The organism is Aquabacterium commune (assembly GCF_004362855.1).
GTDB classification, from domain to species: Bacteria; Pseudomonadota; Gammaproteobacteria; order Burkholderiales; family Burkholderiaceae_C; genus Aquabacterium; species Aquabacterium commune.
The window spans coordinates 18,258-37,558 of the sequence record NZ_SNXW01000008.1 but is presented as its reverse complement, the minus strand read 5'-3'; the positions used below and the strand labels follow the sequence as shown (position 1 = coordinate 37,558).

General features: G+C 68.4%; 17 protein-coding genes. 9 read left to right on the top strand and 8 right to left on the bottom strand.

Annotation, left to right across the window (positions count from 1 at the left end; translation table 11 throughout):
• Positions 1-5 precede the first annotated feature (5 nt).
• A complete protein-coding gene (locus tag EV672_RS13655) occupies positions 6-1,211 on the bottom strand; it encodes an acetyl-CoA C-acetyltransferase (RefSeq protein WP_133610150.1) in 1,206 nt (401 codons plus the stop codon).
• Positions 1,212-1,250: 39 nt separating this feature from the next.
• Entirely contained in the window at positions 1,251-2,411 is a 1,161-nt protein-coding gene (locus EV672_RS13650; protein WP_133610148.1) for an acyl-CoA dehydrogenase family protein, read from the bottom strand.
• Positions 2,412-2,704: 293 nt separating this feature from the next.
• Between EV672_RS13650 and EV672_RS13645 the strand changes: the two genes are divergently transcribed.
• On the top strand, positions 2,705-3,364 hold the full coding sequence (locus EV672_RS13645; RefSeq protein ID WP_133610146.1) for a TetR/AcrR family transcriptional regulator: 660 nt from the start codon (positions 2,705-2,707) through the stop codon (positions 3,362-3,364).
• Positions 3,365-3,376: 12 nt separating this feature from the next.
• On the opposite strand, the gene EV672_RS13640 is transcribed toward EV672_RS13645, so the two are convergent.
• The 3 genes from EV672_RS13640 to EV672_RS13630 all read right to left on the bottom strand — a co-directional run bounded on the left by EV672_RS13640 (position 3,377) and on the right by EV672_RS13630 (position 5,721).
• Complete coding sequence (locus tag EV672_RS13640; protein WP_133610144.1) at positions 3,377-4,138, bottom strand: anti-sigma factor; 762 nt, start codon at positions 4,136-4,138, stop codon at positions 3,377-3,379.
• Positions 4,135-4,719, bottom strand: coding sequence for a sigma-70 family RNA polymerase sigma factor (locus tag EV672_RS13635; RefSeq protein WP_133610142.1), 585 nt, complete (start codon positions 4,717-4,719; stop codon positions 4,135-4,137). The genes EV672_RS13640 and EV672_RS13635 overlap by 4 nt, the downstream gene beginning before the upstream one ends.
• 69 nt (positions 4,720-4,788) lie before the next feature.
• A complete protein-coding gene (locus EV672_RS13630; protein WP_133610140.1) occupies positions 4,789-5,721 on the bottom strand; it encodes a DUF4394 domain-containing protein in 933 nt (310 codons plus the stop codon).
• Positions 5,722-5,883: 162 nt separating this feature from the next.
• Here EV672_RS13630 and EV672_RS13625 point away from each other — a divergent pair, with 162 nt between their 5' ends.
• On the top strand, positions 5,884-7,137 hold the full coding sequence (locus EV672_RS13625; protein ID WP_166643579.1) for a GGDEF domain-containing protein: 1,254 nt from the start codon (positions 5,884-5,886) through the stop codon (positions 7,135-7,137).
• On the opposite strand, the gene EV672_RS18730 is transcribed toward EV672_RS13625, so the two are convergent.
• Positions 7,113-7,253, bottom strand: a complete 141-nt coding sequence (locus tag EV672_RS18730; RefSeq protein WP_166643578.1) for a hypothetical protein — start codon at positions 7,251-7,253, stop codon at positions 7,113-7,115. The genes EV672_RS13625 and EV672_RS18730 overlap by 25 nt on opposite strands.
• A gap of 233 nt (positions 7,254-7,486) precedes the next feature.
• Between EV672_RS18730 and EV672_RS18725 the strand changes: the two genes are divergently transcribed.
• On the top strand, positions 7,487-8,215 hold the full coding sequence (locus EV672_RS18725; RefSeq protein ID WP_166643577.1) for a GGDEF domain-containing protein: 729 nt from the start codon (positions 7,487-7,489) through the stop codon (positions 8,213-8,215).
• Between the two features lie 24 nt (positions 8,216-8,239).
• Here EV672_RS18725 and EV672_RS13615 read toward each other — a convergent pair whose 3' ends face one another.
• On the bottom strand, positions 8,240-8,746 hold the full coding sequence (locus EV672_RS13615) for a MerR family transcriptional regulator (protein ID WP_243738694.1): 507 nt from the start codon (positions 8,744-8,746) through the stop codon (positions 8,240-8,242).
• 254 nt (positions 8,747-9,000) lie between these two features.
• Here EV672_RS13615 and EV672_RS13610 point away from each other — a divergent pair, with 254 nt between their 5' ends.
• From EV672_RS13610 to EV672_RS13590, 5 genes are read left to right on the top strand one after another with little or no spacing between them, the layout of a single operon-like run.
• Positions 9,001-10,626 (top strand): acyl-CoA carboxylase subunit beta, encoded by a 1,626-nt coding sequence (locus EV672_RS13610; RefSeq protein WP_133610134.1) that lies wholly within the window; start codon positions 9,001-9,003, stop codon positions 10,624-10,626.
• 53 nt (positions 10,627-10,679) lie between these two features.
• On the top strand, positions 10,680-11,834 hold the full coding sequence (locus tag EV672_RS13605; protein ID WP_133610132.1) for an acyl-CoA dehydrogenase family protein: 1,155 nt from the start codon (positions 10,680-10,682) through the stop codon (positions 11,832-11,834).
• 16 nt (positions 11,835-11,850) lie between these two features.
• On the top strand, positions 11,851-12,678 hold the full coding sequence (locus EV672_RS13600) for an enoyl-CoA hydratase/isomerase family protein (protein WP_133610130.1): 828 nt from the start codon (positions 11,851-11,853) through the stop codon (positions 12,676-12,678).
• A gap of 7 nt (positions 12,679-12,685) precedes the next feature.
• The gene (locus tag EV672_RS13595) at positions 12,686-14,695 is read left to right on the top strand and encodes an acetyl/propionyl/methylcrotonyl-CoA carboxylase subunit alpha (RefSeq protein ID WP_133610128.1); all 2,010 of its coding nucleotides are present in this window, start codon (positions 12,686-12,688) and stop codon (positions 14,693-14,695) included.
• 1 nt (position 14,696) lies between these two features.
• Complete coding sequence (locus EV672_RS13590) at positions 14,697-15,581, top strand: beta-keto acid cleavage family enzyme (protein ID WP_133610127.1); 885 nt, start codon at positions 14,697-14,699, stop codon at positions 15,579-15,581.
• Positions 15,582-15,595: 14 nt separating this feature from the next.
• Here EV672_RS13590 and EV672_RS13585 read toward each other — a convergent pair whose 3' ends face one another.
• Entirely contained in the window at positions 15,596-17,884 is a 2,289-nt protein-coding gene (locus tag EV672_RS13585) for a CHASE domain-containing protein (protein ID WP_166643576.1), read from the bottom strand.
• 329 nt (positions 17,885-18,213) lie between these two features.
• Here EV672_RS13585 and EV672_RS13580 point away from each other — a divergent pair, with 329 nt between their 5' ends.
• Positions 18,214-19,290, top strand: a complete 1,077-nt coding sequence (locus tag EV672_RS13580; protein WP_133610123.1) for a helix-turn-helix transcriptional regulator — start codon at positions 18,214-18,216, stop codon at positions 19,288-19,290.
• Positions 19,291-19,301 lie beyond the last annotated feature (11 nt).

The window sequence follows — 19,301 nt, the reverse complement described above, 5'->3', positions numbered from 1 at the left end:
CCTCCTCAGACGCGTTCGATGATGGTGGCGATGCCCATGCCGGCACCGATGCACAGCGTGGCCAAGGCGGTGGACTTGCCCGTGCGCTCCAGTTCATCGAGGGCCGTGCCCAGGATGATGGCGCCGGTGGCGCCCAGCGGGTGGCCCATGGCGATGGAGCCGCCGTTGACGTTGACACGGTCCATCGACACGCCCAGGTCTTTCGCGGTCTTCATGGGCACGGTGGCAAACGCCTCGTTGATTTCCCACAGGTCGATGTCGCCCGGCGTCATGCCCAGCTTGTTGAGCGCCTTCTTGCAAGCCGGCGTCGGGCCGGTCAGCATGATGGTGGGCTCGGAGCCGCACTCGGCCGTCATCAGCACGCGGGCGCGGGGCTTCAGACCTGCCTTGATGCCGGCTTCCTTGCTGCCCAGCAGCACCAGCGCAGCGCCGTCCACGATGCCCGAGGAGTTGCCGGCGTGGTGCGCGTGGATGACCTTCTCGATGGTCGTGTACTTGTCCAGCGCGGTGGCGTCAAAGCCCATGGTGCCCATCATCTCGAAGGACGGCATCAGCTTGGCCAGCGACTCGACCGAGGTGCCAGGACGCACGGTTTCGTCACGGCCCAGCATCAGCATGCCGTTGATGTCGCGCACGGGGATGACCGACTTGTCGAAGCGGCCTTCCGACTGCGCCAACGCGGCGCGGCGGTGCGACTCGGCAGCGAAGGCATCGAGGTCGGCGCGCGAGAAGCCTTCCAGCGTGGCGATCAGGTCAGCAGAGATGCCCTGCGGCACGAAAGCGGTGCCGCTGTTGATGCGAGGGTCCATCACCCAGGCACCACCGTCGGAGCCCATGGGCCAGCGGCTCATGCTTTCCACGCCACCGGCAACGACCATGTCATCGAGGCCGGCGCGGATCTTGGCCGTGGCCATGTTGATGGCTTCCAGGCCCGAGGCGCAGAAGCGCGAGAGCGTCACACCGGCGACGGACTCGGCCCAGCCGGCGTCCAGCACGGCGGTGCGGGCGATGTCGGCGCCCTGCTCGCCCACCGGGGTCACGCAGCCGAGGATGACGTCATCGACCAGCGAGGTGTCGAGGTGGTGGCGCTGTTGGAGGCCTTGCAGCAAGGTGCGCAGCAGCCAAACGGGCGTGGCCTGGTGCAGGCTGCCGTCTTTCTTGCCCTTGCCACGCGGGGTGCGCACGGCGTCGAAAATGTAGGCTTCGATCATGGGAAGCTCCTTCTGTTCAAGTAGATGTGACTCGGTGGATCAAAGGAAGCGCGAGGCCAGTTCCTTCATGATCTCGTTGGTGCCGCCATAGATGCGTTGCACGCGCGAGTCGGCCCACAGGCGGGCGATCGGGTACTCCTTCATGTAGCCGTAGCCACCGAAGAGCTGCAGGCACTCGTCGGTCACCTTGCACTGGTTGTCGGTGATCCAGTACTTGATGAGCGCGGCGCGGTCCACGCCCAGCTCACCCTTGAGGTGGGCGACCATGGCGGCGTCCACCAGGGCGCGCGAGGCCAGCAGCAGGGCCTGGCACTCGGCCAGCTTGAAGCGGGTGTTCTGGAAGCTGAAGATGGTCTTGCCGAAGGCCTTGCGCTCCTTGGTGTACTCCAGCGTGATCTTCATGGCGTATTCCATGGTCGCGATGCCGGCCAGCGCGACCAGCAGGCGCTCTTGCGGCAGCTCCTGCATCAGCTGGAAGAAGCCATGGCCTTCTTGTTCGCCGATCAGGTTGTGCTTGCTCACCACCACGTCGTCGAAGAACAGCTCGGAGGTGTCTTGCGCCTCCATGCCGATCTTGTCGAGGTTGCGGCCGCGGCGGAAACCGGGGGCTTCGTCGGTCTCGACCACGAACAGCGAAATGCCTTGCGCGCCGGCGTCCTTGCTGGTCTTGCAGACAACGATGACCAGGTTGGCCAGCTGGCCGTTGGTGATGAAGGTCTTGCTGCCGTTGATGGTGTAGGTCTCGCCATCGGCCGACTTCTGCGCGAAGGTGCGCACGCCTTGCAGGTCGGAGCCGGTGCCGGGCTCGGTCATGGCGATGGCGCTGACCAGCTCACCGGTGGCCAGCTTGGGCAGCCAGCGCTTCTTTTGCTCTTCGGTGCCGTAATGCAGGATGTAGGGCGCGACGATGCCCGAGTGCAGCGAGCCACCGAAGCCGCCGATGCCGGCTTCACCTTGCGCCAGCACCAGTGCGGCTTCGTGGCCGAAGTCGCCACCGCCACCGCCGTACTGCTCGGGCATGGAAGCGCACAGGAAGCCGTTGGCGCCGGCGTCCAGCCAGGCCTGGCGGTCCATCATGCCCTGGGCGCGCCAGCCCTCGTCTTTGGGCTGCCATTGCTCGGTCATGAAGCGCTTGGCCGACTCGAACACCATGGTGTGTTCTTCGGTCATCCAGGCAGGGGCGAAATTTTGAATGGGCATGCGGGTGTCTCCTCGGTCCGTGTGAAGCGGTGTGCGTTTCGGCACCAGCGGGCAGGGCTCGGGTCATTCGGTAATCTTCGTTACCGTCGGTGTTAACCCTTGATTCCGGGCAGGCATCGGGCGCGACAAAGCGTTGACGTCTGTGAAGCCAGCCATGCATCGTGGTGCACAACGGGTGCTGATGTTGACGTTAACGTCAGAGAAGGGCAAGGGGGCTGGGCCCAGATTTTCGAACGATCGTTCATTTGGTAAGATTCGTTTCCATCCCGGAAAGCGATCCTCTCCCCACCGCCATGCCGCCCGCGCCCCAGCCCCCCGACGCCCGCCACACCCCGCCCGACACACCGGACGCGCGCCGCGCCGCGCTCAGCAGCATGCGGGCCGACACGCTGCGGCGCATCGAGCAGGCGGTGCTGACGCTGTTTTCCAGCCGCGACTTCCACGAGGTGACGTTGCTCGACGTGGCCAAGGCGGCGCACGTGTCCCTGCAGACCATCTACAAGTACTTCGGCAGCAAGGAGGTGCTGGTCTATGCCATGCTGGACGTGATGCTGGGCCGCCTGGCCGAGCGCATGATCGACCACCTGCAGGGCATCGACGACGCGCGCGAGCGCCTGCGCAAGACCTTCTGGGTCACGCTGGACTACATGGACAAGCACCCGGCGGTGATGATGTTGCTGTTCACCGCGGTGCCGGTGTCACGCCACCAGAACATCCGCATCTACGAAAGCCCGGAGCTGATGACGGCCTTCCTGGGCGTCTTCAAGGATGGCCAGGCACGCGGCGTGCTCAACCGGCGCGTGTCGGCCAAGGTCTTGCTCGACGTGTTCATGGGCATCATCGGCCGCGTGGTGCTGATGCACATCGTGCGGCGCGAGAAGCAGCCGCTCATCGAGCAGTTCGACGAGCTCTTCCACATCGTGTGGCAGGCGCTGTCGGCCGACGAGGGCTGAGCCTCACCCGCATCAAACCCGGACCGCGCGGCCCACGTAGAGGATGGGGCCCGAGGGCTTCGGATAGGGCGAGCCGCCCGCAGGTTCCAGCGTCAGCTCGAACAGGGTCTTGTCGGCCAGACCGGGCAGCTGGCTGACGGGCACCACCACCACCTGGCCGGGCTTGACCAGGCCCAGCGAAGTCGGGCCTTTGGCGCCTTCGGGCTTGGTCCAGAACTGCATGGTCTTGCCTTCGGGGATGTCCTCGTTCGGCCCCAGGGGCACGAGGCGGATGGCCGCTTCGCCTGGCCGCACGTCGGCCGAGGCCACGGTTTCCACCACCCAGCCAGCGCCGCCCTTGTCCGGGCTTTGCAGCACGGCCAGGTAGCGCGGCGCCGCCTGCACCACGGCGGTCGGCTCGGGCTGGCGCTGGGCCACCAGCACCGTGGCCATCACCACCGCCGCGGCCATGGACAGGCCGCTGACGAGCCGCCAGAAACGCACGTCGGACCAGGCCGGGTCGTTGGCGGCCATAGGCTCCATCGAAGGCGCCTGCACCAGCGGCCCCGCCCCCAGGCGCGCGGCAATGCGCGGCCACAGCTGCGGCGGCAGCGTCACAGGCGTCAAGCGCGCTGTCAGGCCCAGCAAGCGGTCCTGCCAGGCGTGGACCTCGCGCTGCAGCGACGCATCGGCCTGCAGGCGGGCCTCGAAGGCCTGGCGCTCGGCGCCGGTGAGGGTGCCGATGACGTACTCGCCAGCATCGGCGATGTTTTCTTGGTTTTCTTGCGGGCTCATGACAAGCACTCCTTGAGCGCCAGCAGACCGCGGCGGATCCAGGATTTGACCGTGCCCACCGGCTTGCTCAGCCGCTGGGCGATCTGTTCGTGGGTGTAACCCTCGACGTAGGCATCGATGACGCACTGGCGCTTCGGGTCATCGAGTTGCGCCAGGCAATGCGCCAGCGCTTCTTCGTCGTGGGGCCAGGCGTCGTCGCCCGGGCTGGCATCGTGGTGCACCGCGGCCTCGGCCACGGCTTCAAAGTCATCGCCCAGGCTGAGCTCGGGGCGGCGTCGGCGCGCTTCGTCGAGGGCACGGTGGCGCACCACGGTATAGACCCAGCCCCGGCCCGAACCCATCTCGCGGCGGAAGGTGCCGGCGCGTTGCCAGATCTGCAGGAAGGCTTCCTGGAGGACGTCTTCTGCCAGTTCGGCGTCGCGCACGATGCGCTGGGCCACGGCCAGCAGCCAGCGGCCTTCGCGTTCGTACAGCGCCCTCAGGGCGAAGCGTTCACCACGCGCGCACGCTTCGAGCGCCGCTTCGTGGTCGAAGTCATCGGGCCGCCGCTCGGGCAGCGCAGCAGAAGTCAACGGGTCCATCTTGGGATCAGGCTGGTGAGCGACCGGTCTGCCAGGTGGGGCTCACACCCCACCCTGCGATGCGACAGTTCAGTCTTGGTACAAGGGCACCGCGATGTCGATGAGCACTGTACCAGCGGGCAGCTTGCCGCGCGATGACGCTTTGCCGGTCAGCACATCGATGTGGTAGAGGCCCACGGTGCCGTCTGCGTCCGCCAGCGTGGCCAGCGCGCGGTTGCGCACGGTGACGTTGTCGCGCACGGTGCTGTAGATGTCGAAGCCCGACAGGGCGGAGGCGTCCAGCGTGAGCTTGCCCGTGGCCACCAGCGTGCCGACGTTGGGCGGCGATTGCAGCGCGATCTGGTCGAGCGTCGCGTCCAGCACGAACAGCGTGGTGCCGGTCGTGGCCGGCGTGGCGGGACTCAGGTCGTTGTTGGTGTAGGCCGCGGCGCTGACGCCCAGGGCGGCAGGGCCCGGGGTGGCGGTCGCCGTGTAGTTCAAGGTGCCATCGGCCAGGGTGCTGCCCGCGAGGTTGTGGCGCAGGTTCTGGCCGGTGTTGCTGACGATGCGCAGGCGGTCGGCGGCGGGGTTGAAGTCCACGCCGAAACGGCTGCCGTCCAGCGCCACCGAGAGGCGGTTGACGAAGGTGGCCACGGCCGTGTCGGCGTCGATGGCATAGACGCCGCCGGCATCACCCACGCCGTAGAGCTTGCCGTCTTGCACGCGGTAGTCGATGCCGACCAGGCGGGTGTCCCCCTGCAGGCCATTGACGCTGGCCACGACGCGCAGCTTGCCCGGCTTGCGCTCGCTGAAGCAGACCAGGCGGCCGTCGTCGGTCAGGCCGGCGATGCGCAGGCCGTCGTCCTCGCGCTCACTGTCGTCGCGGGTGGCGGTGCTGGGGGCCTGCGGCTGGCCGCTGGCGCAGCTCAAGGGTGCGCGGGCGTCGGACTTGCCGGCGTGGGCAAAGCCCGTCAGCGCAGCGAGGATGCTGCCCAGCAGCAGGGTGCGAGAGAAGGTGGACATGTCGGTCTCCGGTGTTGTGGCAGAAGTCGTCGGGCGCCGAAACCGCTTCAGCGCGCACCCAGCCACTACGGCCCGGCCATGCTCCGCAGATGCACCTCAGATGCACCCGATTGCAAAAAATGTGGGGCTCAAGTCGCGGCAAAACGTGTCGAAATACCGGACGTGAAGCGTGATGCCCCCTCCCAATGGCTGGAACACCCCCAGCCGCCACCCCAGGCCGAGCCCGATGCGACCGGTGGCCGCAGGCCGGCCTTGCTGCGCTCGAAAGTGCCTGACTCGGACACCGAACTGGCCGTGCGCTGCGTGCTCGACACCGCGGAGCGCGCGTCAACCGCCACCTTCATCTACCCCGGCATCTGGCTGGCCGTGACCCTGGCCACCCATGCCGCGGCAAGCTGGCCCTGGCTGGTCTGGGGCAATGTGCTGGGCCTGGGCTTGCTGGCCGTCGTGCGCGCCCGTTACGCGCGCAGCCTGCCCGAACTGCTGCGCCAGCACCCCCGGCGCGCCGAGCTGGGCTTCAACGCGCTGTCCCTCCTGAGCGCGGCGTACTGGGGCTGCCTGACCGCCGCCTGCATGTGGCTGGCGCCGTTGCAGCCCCTGGCCTGGACGATGCTCATGGTCACCGCCGGCATGGTGGCCGCGGGCAACACCATGCTGGGCTTCAACCCAGCCTTGCGTTACCCCTACCCGATCGCGATGCTCGCGCCAGTGGTGGTCGCCGAAGCCCTGCGCCCCCTGCCCGCCCACCTGCTGGTGATGGCGCTGCAGTGCGTGTTCGTGGCCTACCTGGCGCGCTCATCCCAGCTGGTGCACCAGGACTATTGGGAAGGCCGCCACGCGCGGCGCCTGGCCGAACAGCAAGCGCGCGAGCTGGAACTCGCCAGCCTGACCGACGGGCTCACGCAGGTGCCCAACCGCATGCACTTTGACCGCCAGCTGACCCACGAGTGGGCGCGCCAGTGCCGCCGCGGCGGCCACCTCTCGGTGCTGCTGGTGGACCTGGACCACTTCAAGAACATCAACGACTCGTTCGGCCACCCCTTTGGCGACACCTGCCTGCAAGCGGTGGCGCAGGCCCTGCAAGAGGCTTGCGGCCGCTCGACCGACTTCGTGGCCCGCTATGGCGGCGAAGAGTTCGTGGTGCTGCTGCCCGACACCGACACCCGCGGCGCCGAGCGCGTGGCCCTGCAGATGCTGGCCCAGGTGCGCGAGCTGGTGCTGCGCAGCGAGGCCCTGGAGGTGCGCGTGACCTGCAGCATCGGCGTGGCCACGGTCACACCCCGCCATGACAAACGCGCCGCCGACCTGGTTCAGCGGGCCGACAACGCGCTGTATGCGGCCAAGCACGGCGGCCGCAACCGCCTGGCCCTGGCCGACACACCGTCAGACGCTCACAGCAGCACGATGTCGTCGTAGCAGGTCTGGACCTCCTCGGCGGTGTCCACGGTTTGCCAGCCCAGCTTGGGCCAGCCGCCCGCGTGCATGCAGGCACCAAAGAGTTGCTCGGGGGTGGTGGCTTGAGAGGGGTTCATCGTCATGCTCCTTCCGGTGCGCGAACATCCGCGTGCCTTCATCTTCTCCGAACCGGAATTCATGCAACGCAGGGCATTCACCGACGCGCTTTGCGCCATGCGGCAAAGCGCGGCAAACCCCGGGTGAAGCCCACCACCCGATCGCGGGGGCGCCCGTCGGCCTGGCACCGTGTTCACCCGAACTGGGGCCAAAACACCCTGTTGTTGCGCGGCGCCGTGCCGATAAAACAAAGGTGCCCACCCTGATCCCCCCTGACGCCATGCTGTCTGACGTCCACCCCGCCAACGAGCCACAGTCCGAGCCCGCTTTCGACGCCCTGGCGCGCCTGTCCGCCCTCGCCCTGAGCGCCTCGGCCCACCAGCCACCGGCCGCGCAAGCGCAGGCCCAGCGCGATCTGCAGACCCTGGAACAGGCCCTGCAAGAAAGCGAACGCCGCGGCCAACGCCTGCAGACCCTGGCCCTGAGCGACGCCCTCACCGGCCTGAGCAACCGCGTGCACTTCGAGCGCGCCCTGACCGCCGAGCTGGGCCACGCCATGCGCATGGACCACCCCTTCACCCTGCTGCTGCTCGACCTGGACGGCTTCAAGGCCATCAACGATGGCTTTGGCCACGCCGCGGGCGACGAGGTGCTGCGCGAGGTCTCGCAACGCATCACGCAGCAGATGCGCCTGGGCGATGTGCTGGCACGCCTGGGGGGCGACGAATTCGGCATCGTCATGCGCGATGGCAGCGACGATGCGGCCAAGGCGCTGGCGCGGCGCATCGTCAAGGCGGTGTCCCAGCCCATCACGCTGGGCAGCGGCGACGAGGTCGGTGTGGGCGTGTCGATCGGCCTGGCCGCCTACGCCAACCACATCACCAGCGTGCGCACCCTGATGGGCCACGCCGACCAGGCGCTCTACCAGGCCAAAAAGCAGAACGAGCGCCGTTGGAAGATGTTCGTGGGCATGCGGGCCTGAGGCCGGACGGCGCCCTGGCAACGGTCAGGCCGCCGCGTCCTTCGGCCGCTTGGCCGCCAGGCTTTCGCGGCTGCGCGCGTTGATGAGGCGCAGCTCGGCCAGGGAGGCCTCGATCTGGGCGCGCTTGGCTTCCAGCTCGGCAATCGCCGCATCGGTTTTCTCGATCACGTAGGTCAGCTGCTGGATGCGGCCTTCGCCGTGCTGGCCGTACATGTCCAGGTAGTGCTTGATCTCGGACAGCGGCGAGCCCAGCGACTTGGCCCGCAGGATGCGCATCAGCCGGGCGCGGTCCACCTGGTTGTAGACGCGGGTGCCGTTGATGCGGCGCGGCGCCAGCAGGCCCTTGGTTTCGTAGAAGCGCAGGGCGCGCGGCGACACCTTGTAGAGCTCGCACACCTCGGCGATGCCCATGAGCGCGTCGGTGTCGCGCTCGTCGTGGTCTTCCAGGGCCCAGGAGGGCGGGAGGTTCACTGGCACGTCACCCGCCACACCGGCATCCTTGCCCAACCCTTGTTCTGCTTTCGATTTCACTGCTTGCCTCGTGCTTCGTGCTTTGTCCTGTGAGCACGGCTTGCCCCTGTCGCGGGGTGCCGTCATTTGCCTGACGCGCATGGTAAGTCACGAACGCCAGCGGAGGGGCCATGCGCCGTCATGCCATGACCTCGTGAAAGGCTAAGGGCGACGCCTGCCCCTTCACATAGGTAGTTCACCCAATCAGCATCTTGTTGACGTTAACGTCAAGCACCACTACAGTGGCAAGGCCTCACCCAAGGACCCGCCTCAAGATGCCAGCCCTGCGCTCCGCCCTCACGCCCAAGTCGGCGCCCTTCCAGACCAACGCCGCCCGCATGCACGAGCGCCTGGAGCAGGTGCGCGCCCTCGAAGCCCTGGTGCGCGACGGCTCGGCCGAGAAACGCCCCAAGTTCGACCAGCGCGGCCAGTTGCTGCCCCGCGAGCGCGTCGCCCGCCTGATCGACCGCGGCACGCCCTTCCTGGAGCTGTCCACCCTGGCCGGCCTCGGCATGCACGACGACGACGGCAAGAAAAGCGTGCTGGGCGGCGGCACCGTCATCGGCATCGGCGTGGTGGCCGGCAAGCGCTGCCTGGTCACGGCCTCGGACTCGGCGCTCAAAGGCGGCACGGTCTCGCCCATGGGCTTGAAGAAGGCGCTGCGCGCGCAAGAGATCGCCCGCGAGAACAAGCTGCCCCTCATCGGCCTGGTCGAGAGCGGCGGCGCCAACCTCATGTACCAGGCCGACATCTTCGTGGAAGGCGGCAAGAGCTTCGCCAACCAGGCGCGCATGTCGGCCATGGGCATCCCGCAGATCGCGGTGGTGCACGGCTCCAGCACCGCCGGTGGCGCCTACCTGCCCGGCCTGTCGGACTACGTGGTGCTGGTCAAGGGCCGCAGCAGCATCTACCTGGCCGGCCCGCCGCTGGTGAAGGCCGCCATCGGCGAAGACGCCACCGACGAAGACCTGGGCGGCGCCGAGATGCACGCCAGCGTGACCGGCCTGGGCGAGTACCTGGCCGACAACGACGCCCACGCCATCGCCCTGACGCGCGAGCTGGTGGACAAGCTGAACTGGGACAAGGTGGGGGACGCGGTGCGCGAGCCCGCCGCCCACGTGGCGCCCCCGCTGTACGCCGAAGAAGAGCTGATGGGTTGCATCCCGGCCGACGACCGCGAGCCCTTCGACAGCCGCGAGGTCATCGCGCGCATCGTCGATGGCTCCGACTTCCTGGAGTTCAAGGCCAACTACGGCAGCGAGACGCTGTGCGGCCACGCCCGCATCCACGGCCACCTGGTCGGCATCATCGGCAACAACGGCCCGATCCAGCCGCAGGGCTCGACCAAGGCGGCGCAGTTCATCCAGCTGTGCGACCAGTCCGGCACGCCGCTGGTCTTCCTGCAGAACACGACCGGCTACATGGTGGGCGCGGCGGCCGAACACGGCGGCGCCATCAAGCACGGTTCCAAGATGATCCAGGCCGTGGCCAATGCGCGCGTGCCGAAGTTCACCGTCACGCTCAACGGCTCCTTTGGTGCGGGCAACTACGGCATGTGCGGGCGTGGGTTCGACCCGCGCTTCATCTTCAGCTGGCCCTCGGCGCGCACCGCCGTGATGGGCGGCGCCCAGGCCGCGAAGGTGATGGAGATCGTCACGCGCGGCAAGATGGAACGCGCCGGCATGCCCGTCAACGACGCGATGCTCGAAGGCATGTCCAACGAGATCAAGAAGCGCCTGGACGCCGAATCCAACGTGCTGTTCGGCACCGCACGCTTGTGGGACGACGGCGTCATCGACCCGCGCGACACCCGCCGTGTGCTCTCGCTGTGCCTGGACCTGGCCCGCGACGCCGAAAAGCGCCAGCTGCGCTCCAACACCTTTGGCGTGGCGCGCTTCTGAGCGCTGCACGCAGCCCCACACGACCAGACCACCGACACCCGAGGAGACACCCCATGCAATTCACCGCCGAACACCGCGCCCTGGCCGAGACCGTCAAGCGTTTCTGCGAGCAAGAGATCAACCCGCACGTCAAGGAATGGGAAGCCGCTGAGATCTTCCCGGCCCACGAGGTCTTCAAGAAGATGGGCGCCCTCGGCCTGCTGGGCGTCAAGTACGACACGGCCTACGGCGGCATGGGCCTGGACTTCTCGTACTCGATGGTGGTGGCCGAAGAGCTGGGCGCCATCCCCTGCGGCGGCGTGCCCATGGCCATTGGCGTGCAGACCGACATGTGCACCCCCGCCCTGCACCGCTTCGGCTCGGACGAGCTCAAAAAAGAGTACCTGGCCCCGGCCATCGCGGGCGACATGGTCGGCTGCATCGGCGTGTCGGAAGCCGGTGGCGGTTCGGACGTGGCCGCGCTGAAAACCACGGCCCGGCATGACGGTGACGACTACGTCATCAACGGCAGCAAGATGTGGATCACCAACGCCACGCAAGCCGACTGGTGCTGCCTGCTGGCCAACACGTCCGAAGGACCGGTGCACAGCAACAAGTCGCTGATCATCGTGCCGATGGACGCCAAGGGCATCACCACGCAGAAGATCAAGAAGATCGGCATGAACTCGTCGGACACGGCACAGATCTTCTTCGACAACGTGCGCGTGCCGCGCCGCAACCTCATCGGCACCGAAGGCACCGGCTTCATGATGCAGATGATCCAGTTCCAGGAGGAGCGCCTGTACGGTGCGGCCAACTCGCTGAAGATGCTGGACAAGCTCATCGACGTGACCATCGAGTACTGCAAGGAGCGCCACACCTTCGGCCAGCCCCTGATCAACAACCAGGTCATCCATTTCCGCCTGGCCGAGCTGCGCACCGAGGTCGAGCTGCTGCGCTCGTTGGTGTACCGCGCGGTGGACGACTACGTGGGCGGTGCCGACGTCACGCGCATGGCCTCGATGGCCAAGCTCAAGTGCGGCCGCCTGATCCGCGAAGTGGCCGACAGCTGCCTGCAGTACTGGGGCGGCATGGGTTTCACCTACGACAACCCCGTCTCGCAGGCCTACCGCGATGGCCGCCTGGTCTCGATCGGCGGTGGCGCCGACGAAATCATGCTGGGCATCATCTGCAAGTTCGAGGGCACGCTGCCCAAGAAGGCCCGTTGAACCTGCGCGCCACGCCATGACCCACACCACCCTCCAAGTCCGCACCGAGCGCGGCGTCTGCACCCTCACGCTGAACCGGCCCGAGGTGCGCAACGCCATGTCGCTGGCCATGGTCAACGAACTGTTGCAGGCCCTGCAGGCCGCCGAGCAGGACCCGGCCGTGCGCGCCATCGTGCTGCGCGGCGCCGGGGGGCACTTCTGCGCGGGCGGCGACATCTCGGACATGGCGCAGGCGCGCATGAAGCTGGCCCAGCAACAGGCCGACGCGCAGCCGGCGGACCCCAACCCGGTGGCCGTCACCAACGCGGCGTTCGGGCACCTGTGCCTGGCCTACGCGCGCAGCCCGCTGCCCATCGTCACGGTGCTGGAAGGCACGGTGATGGGCGGCGGCTTCGGCCTGGCCTGTGTGTCGGACGTGAGCCTGGCGCTGGACACCGTGAGCTTTCGCCTGCCCGAAACCTCGTTGGGGCTGATCCCCGCGCAGATCGCGCCCTTCCTGGTCGAGCGCCTGGGCTACGCCGAGGCCAAGCGCCTGGCCGTGACCGGTGCCAAGGTCGGCGCGGCCGAGGCCCTGACGATCCGACTGGTGCACGAGGTGCATGGCGATGCCGCCGCGCTGGACGCGGCCCTGCAGCGCACGCTGGCCAGCGTCCTGGCGTGCGGCCCCCAGGCCATCGCGGCCACCAAGAACCTGCTGTCGCACGCCCGACTGACCCCGCCCGAGCAGCTCATCAACGACGCCGCGGCCCTGTTCGCCCGCGCGGTGCTGAGCGAGGAAGGCCAGGAGGGCACAGGCGCATTCATGCAAAAGCGCAAACCCCAGTGGGTTCCGCAAGAAGGCTGACCACGACATGATTCAGAAGATCCTCATCGCCAACCGCGGGGAAATCGCCTGCCGCGTCATCCGCACCGCCCGCAAGCTGGGCTACCGCACGGTGGCCGTGTTCAGCGAAGCCGATGCGCAAGCACCGCACGTGGCCCTGGCCGACGAGGCCGTGTGCATCGGCCCGGCCGCCGCGGCCGAGTCCTACCTGAAGGTCGATGCGCTGCTGGCCGCCTGCCGCCAGACGGGCGCCAACGCCCTCCACCCCGGCTACGGCTTCCTGTCGGAGAACGCCGACTTCGCCCAGGCCTGCGCCGATGCGGGCGTGGTCTTCATCGGCCCCAGCCCAGAAGCCATCCGCGTGATGGGCGACAAGGCCGGTGCCAAGCGCGCCATGCTCGAAGCGGGCGTGCCCTGCGCGCCCGGCTACCTGGGTGACCAGCAAGACGACGCCACCCTGACCGAGCAGGCCGAGCGCCTGGGCTACCCGCTGCTGGTCAAGGCCGTGAGCGGTGGCGGTGGCCGCGGCATGCGCCTGGTGCATGAGAAGGCCGAGCTCGCGCAAGCCATCACCAGCGCGCGCCGCGAAGCGCAGAACGCCTTCGGCGACGGCACGCTGATGCTCGAGCGCCTGATCCTCGACGGCCGCCACATCGAGATCCAGGTGTTTGCGGATGCGCACGGCAACGCCGTTTTCATCGGTGAGCGCGACTGCACGGCCCAGCGCCGCCGCCAGAAGGTCATCGAAGAATCGCCCTCGCCCGTGGTCAGCCCCGCCATGCGCGAACGCATGGGCCGCGACGCCGTGCTGGCCGCGCAGGCCATCGGCTACCGCGGCGCGGGCACCATCGAGTACATCGTTGACCAGGACCTCAACCATTACTTCCTGGAGATGAACACGCGCCTGCAGGTCGAGCACCCGGTGACCGAAATGGTCTCGGGCTTCGACCTGGTCGAGTGGCAACTGCGGGTGGCCGAGGGCCAGCCCCTGCCCGTCAAGCAAGAAGACATCACACTGAGTGGCCACGCCATCGAGGCGCGCCTGTATGCCGAAGACCCCTACGCCGGCTTCGCGCCGCAGACCGGCCCGGTGCAGTGGTGGCGCCCGCAGCAGGCCTTGTTCGAAGGTGTGCGCATCGACGATGGCATCCGCGAGGGCGGTGAGGTCACGCCGCACTACGACCCGATGGTGGCCAAGCTCATCGTGCACGGCCGCGACCGCGCCGATGCCATCCGCCGCCTGATCGCCACGCTGGACGACACGCCCCTGCTGGGCCTGCGGCAGAACGCCCGTTTCCTGCGCGAGCTGGTGGACCACGAGCGCTTCCGCGCCGGCACCCTGACCACCACGCTGATCGACCAGTGGCTCACCGACGGCGAGCCCTTGCTGCAGCGCCCGGTGGCGTCCGACGAGGCCTGGCTGATGGCCGGTGCGCTCTTCGCCGCACGCCAGCAAGGGGCACGGCATGCGCCCCAGCTGCTGCGCGCCGACAGCGTCACCGCCTGGGACATCCCCCTGCAGCAAGACGCGGTCAAGCGCACGCTGCGCGTGCAGACGGCCTCTGGCCCGGCCGAGGCCGGCGCCTACCGCGTGGCCCTGAGCCCCACCGACACACCGCACACCCTGCGCGTGCTGGCCCAGGACGCCGAGCGCGGCGAGGCCAGCATCGCGCACAACGGCGTGCAGCGCCGCGTGCGCGCGGTGTGGCTGAGGGCGGGCAACGACGAGCAACTGCACCTCGTCATCGACGCCGCCGTTTTCGTTTTCAGCGAAGTCTCTGCCTGGCCGAACCAAGGCAGCGCGCACGACCCCAGCCGCGCCATCGCGCCCGTGGCCGGCACCGTCACGCAGGTGCTGGTGAAGCCCGGCGACGCCGTCACCGAAGGCCAGCCGCTGCTCAGCATCGAGGCCATGAAGATGGAGATGTGGCTCAACGCCCAGGCCCCGGGCGTGGTCAAGGCGGTGCACGCGCAGCCCGGAGAACAGGTGCAGGCCAAGGCCCTGCTGATCGACATCGAACTCACCAAGGAAGACTGACATGGACAAGGCCATCCTGACCTGCGCGCTCACCGGCGTGCTCACCGACCCGGCGCAACACCCCGTGCCCGTGACCGCCGCCCAGATGGCCGCCGCCGCGCGCGAAGCCTTCGACGCGGGCGCCTCCATCATGCACGTGCACCTGCGCCGCCAGGAGCCCGGCATGGGCCGCTTCCCCAGCTGGGACCCGGCCGTGGCCAGCGAGATCGACACCGCCATCCGCGCCGCCTGCCCGGGCGTCATCATCAACCTGACCACCGGCGTGGTCGGCCCCGACATCTCCGGCCCGAGCGACTGCATCCGCGCCGTGCGCCCGGAAATCGCGGCCTGCAATGCCGGCAGCCTGAACTACCTCAAGATCAAGGACAACGGCCAGTGGGCCTGGCCGCCGATGCTGTTCGACAACCAGGTGGACAAGGTCACGGCCATGATCGCGGTGATGAACGAAACGGGCACGCGCCCCGAGTTCGAGTGCTTCGACGTGGGCATCGTGCGCTCGGTCGAGATGTACCAGAAGGCCGGCATCGCCGATCACCTCGAGTACAACTTCGTCATGGGCGTGGCCTCCGGCATGCCGGTGGACGCCGACCTGCTCAAGCTGCTGGTCAAGTACCGCAAGCCGGACACCGTCTGGCAGACCACGCTGATCGGCCGCGAAGAAATCTGGGCCGTGCACCAGGCCACCGCGGACCTCGGCGGCATGCTGCGCACCGGCGTGGAAGACACCTTCTACCTGCCCGGTGGCGAGCGCACCTCGGGCAACGGCCAGCTCATCGAAGCCCTGGCCGCCTGCGCACGCCGCGCCGGCCGCGAGGTGGCATCGCCCGCAGAGGCGCGTGCCATGCTGGGCTTAAAAGCCGCGTCGGCACACGGCGTCGCCGCCTGAGCTCAGCCCAGCCCTCAACCCACCCGCCCGCCGCGGTACAGCCGCCACGTCCCCCGACCGGCCTCCTTGGCCTTGTAAAGGGCCGCGTCCGCGTGGCGGATGAGGGTTTCGCCGTCCTGCCCGTCGTCGGGGAAGACGCTGATGCCCACGCTGCAACCGATGTGCGCGTCCTGCCCGCCAGGCAAGTGGAAGGGCTGCTGCAAACGCTCGATGATGGCCCGGGCCACCACCTCGGCGCCCTCCACGCTGGCCAGGTCTTCCAGCACGATGACGAACTCGTCGCCGCCCAAGCGGGCCACGGTGTCGTTCTCTCGCAGGTGCAGGCGCAGGCGCTGGGCCGCGGCCTTCAGCAGTTCGTCGCCAGCCTCGTGGCCGTACTGGTCGTTGACGGCCTTGAAGCGGTCGAGGTCCAGGAACATCACGGCGCAGATGCGTTCGGTGCGGTGCGCGCGCTCCAGCGTGTGCGCCAGGCGCGAGTGCAGCAGCAAGCGGTTGGGCAGGTCGGTCAGCGCGTCGTGGTGGGCCAGGTGCTCCATCTGCGTTTCGGCATGGGCGATGCGCGTGATGTCGGTGAACACGCCCACGAAGTTGACGATCTGGCCGCCCTCGTCGCGCACCGCGCTGATGGTCAACCAGCCCGGGTAGATTTCACCGCCCTTGCGGCGGTTCCAGATCTCGCCTTGCCAACTGCCGAACTCGGTGATGTCGCGCCACAGGTTCTGGAAGAAGTCGCGGTCGTGGCGGCCTGAGGCCAACAGGCTCAGCTTGCGCCGCTTGACCTCGGCCTCGGTGTACTCGGTGACGCGCTCGAAGGCCGGGTTGACGACCAGCACGCGGCCGTCGGCATCGGTGATGGCCACGCCCTCCTGCGTCGAGCGGAACACGGTGGCGGCCAGGCGCAGGCGCTCTTCCTGTTCGTGGTGGGCCGTGATGTCGCGCGTGACCTTGGCAAAGCCCTTGACGTGGCCCTGGGCGTCGCGCATGGCCGTGATCAGCACGCTGGCGCGGAACACCGTGCCGTTCTTGCGCACGCGCCAGCCTTCCTCGCGGTACTGGCCGGTGATCAGGGCCGTGGCCAGCGCCTGCTCGGGCACGCCGGCCTCGCGGTCTTTCTCGGTGTAAAAGCGCCCGAAGTGCTGGCCGATGATTTCCTCGGCCTGCCAGCCCTTGATGCGGGCGGCCCCGGCGTTCCAAGTCATGACCATGCCGCGGTCGTCCAGCATCAGGATGGCGTAGTCCTTGACGCCCTCGACCATCAGGCGGAAGCGCTCCTCGCCTTCCGAGATGGTGGCCGCCAGGTCGTGCGCCATCGCGTTGGCGCGCTGGCGCGTGAAGAGCAGCACCCAGGTCAGCGCGCACAGCATCACCCCCGTCAGCGCCACGCCCACCATGGCCAGCGCACGGTAGATGCGGCGATCGGACAAGGGGTAGCTGGCCAGGGGCTCGTACTGCACGTGCCAGGTGCGCCCGCCGACCTGCAGGGGCAGGCTCACCTTCAGGTCCATGGCACCGCGGGTTTTGGGTGCAGCATGGCCCTCGTGGCTGTCGAACAGCAAGTCCTGCACACCCTGATCACTCACGTCACTCACGCACACCCGCACCGTCTTGAGGTCGTCTTGCAGCACGGTGGACACCATGTCCCGCATCCGGAAGGGCGCATAGACCCAGCCCAGCAGGTCGGCCCGGCGTTGCGCCACACTGCGCGGCTTCGTCCCATGGCGGTACACCGGCAGGTAGGACAGCACGCCCGCCTGCACATCGACCGTGCTTTCCTGCTTGAGCCTGACCCGCCCGCTGTAGGCGATCTCGGCCGAGTCGCGCGCGCGCAGCATGGCCTCGCGCCGCACCGACTCGGACATCATGTCGAAGCCGAAGGCGCGCAAGTTGCGTCCATAGAAGGGCTCCAGGTAAACGATGGCGCTGTAGTCATCGCGCACCCCCAGCGGCGTGACCTCGTAGTCCGGAAAGCCCTCTGCGCGCACCGACTGGACGTGGCCATTCAGGCGCTGCGGTGGAATGCGCTGCGCAAAGCCCAAACCCTGGATGCCCACGTGCCCCTCTTCCAGACCCAACGCAGACACGTAGCTGTGCCACTCCTGGCGCGTCACCCGGCTGGACGACATGAACAACCCGGCCGCACCGCGCAGGATTTCGTCATGGGTGCGGATGCGCTCGCGCAGGCGTTCGTTCAGCTTCTCGGCATGGGTGTCGAACTCGGCGGCCAACACGGCAGCTTCCTGGCGACGCAGGTTGAAATCCATGAACGCCAGGGCCATCACGCTGACGACCAGGGGAAGGAGCATCAGCCAATAGCGACGGCTGGGCCTCGGTCCGCGTTGGCGGATCGAAGTTGGCGCCGTGGGCTGAGAGGGCGGGGCGAGGGGTGCCGCGGTCATGGCCGTGTCGGTTGCTTGCGGCACACACCACCCAGAGGGCGGCCCGCAAGTCACCACCCGGGATTCATTCTGCGGCTTTGTGCACAAAACTTCACCGTGAAAAAGGCCGCAAACCACCCCCCTTTGGCGACACACCCCTCCCGGTGACGCATCGCAGCAACGCCTCAGGCCACGCAACGTGTCGCGGCGGCACCCGCCGGGTCGTCGGCATCGCTGGCATCATCCGGCGCAGCACCATGACGCCGCCGGAGCCCGCCAACTTGCCCGACCTGCCCGACCCACTCGCCGCCCTGCGCTTCCCCGTGCAGTACATCGAGGTGACCGAGTCCCTCGTGCACAGCCGCCATGGCCGCGTGGCCGAAGTGCGCCAGCGCTGCGGCCTGCCGCCCGAGGGCGACGGCGAGCCCGCGGCCTGGATCGACGGTCACCAGCTCATGGCCTCGGTGTCGATGGCGGTCGAGCATTGCCTGCCCGATGCGCCGCCCTCGCTGCAGATCCTGCGCCACTTCCCGCTGACGGCCCACGGCACGCTGGGCGTGTTCGCCATCACCTCCGGGACGGTCGCCGAGGCGCTGGACGCGGCCCTGCAGTACCACGCCCTGGTCATGCCCCTGTTCGACATGCGCCGCCAGCCCGACAGCGACGGTGGCGTGCACGTGCGCGTGGTGCCCACGGTGGACGTGGGTGCGCACAACGCGCTCATGGCCGAGCTGGTGATCGGTGTGCTGCGCAACGTGGCGCCTTACACGACGCTGTCAGACCCGGTGCTGCACGCCGAGTTCGCCCACGCCAGCGGCTGGCCCGAACAGGCCTATGCGGATTTCTTCGGCGCGCCGCCGCGTTTCGGTGCGCCCTGGCATGGCTTCACCGTGCCACGCGCCCTGCTGGACGCGCCCCTCATCTCGGGCAACCGCGCCACACGGGCCAGCCTGGAAGTCCAGCTGCAGCGCGAGGCCCCGGGCAGCGCCCAGGCCAAGCCGCTCACGCAACGCGTGCGCCAGCTCGTGCTGACGGGCCTGCGCAAAGGCGTGCTGCCCGGCAGCGAAGACCTCGCCCACACCCTGGCCATGTCGGCGCGCACCCTCAGCCGCCGCCTGCAAGACGAGGGCCAATCGCTGAGCACCATCGTCGAACAGGTCCGCATCGAGCGCGCCGAGCAACTGCTTCGCGACGGCGAACTCAGCGTGCAGGCCATCGCCCAGCAAGCCGGGTTCGCCGACGCGTCGAGCTTCAGCCGCGCCTTCAAGCGCGCCACCGGCCAGACACCGGCCGAGCAGCGCAAGCGCCTGCAGCTGGGTGGCGGGCTGCGCTGAGGCCCCCCGAA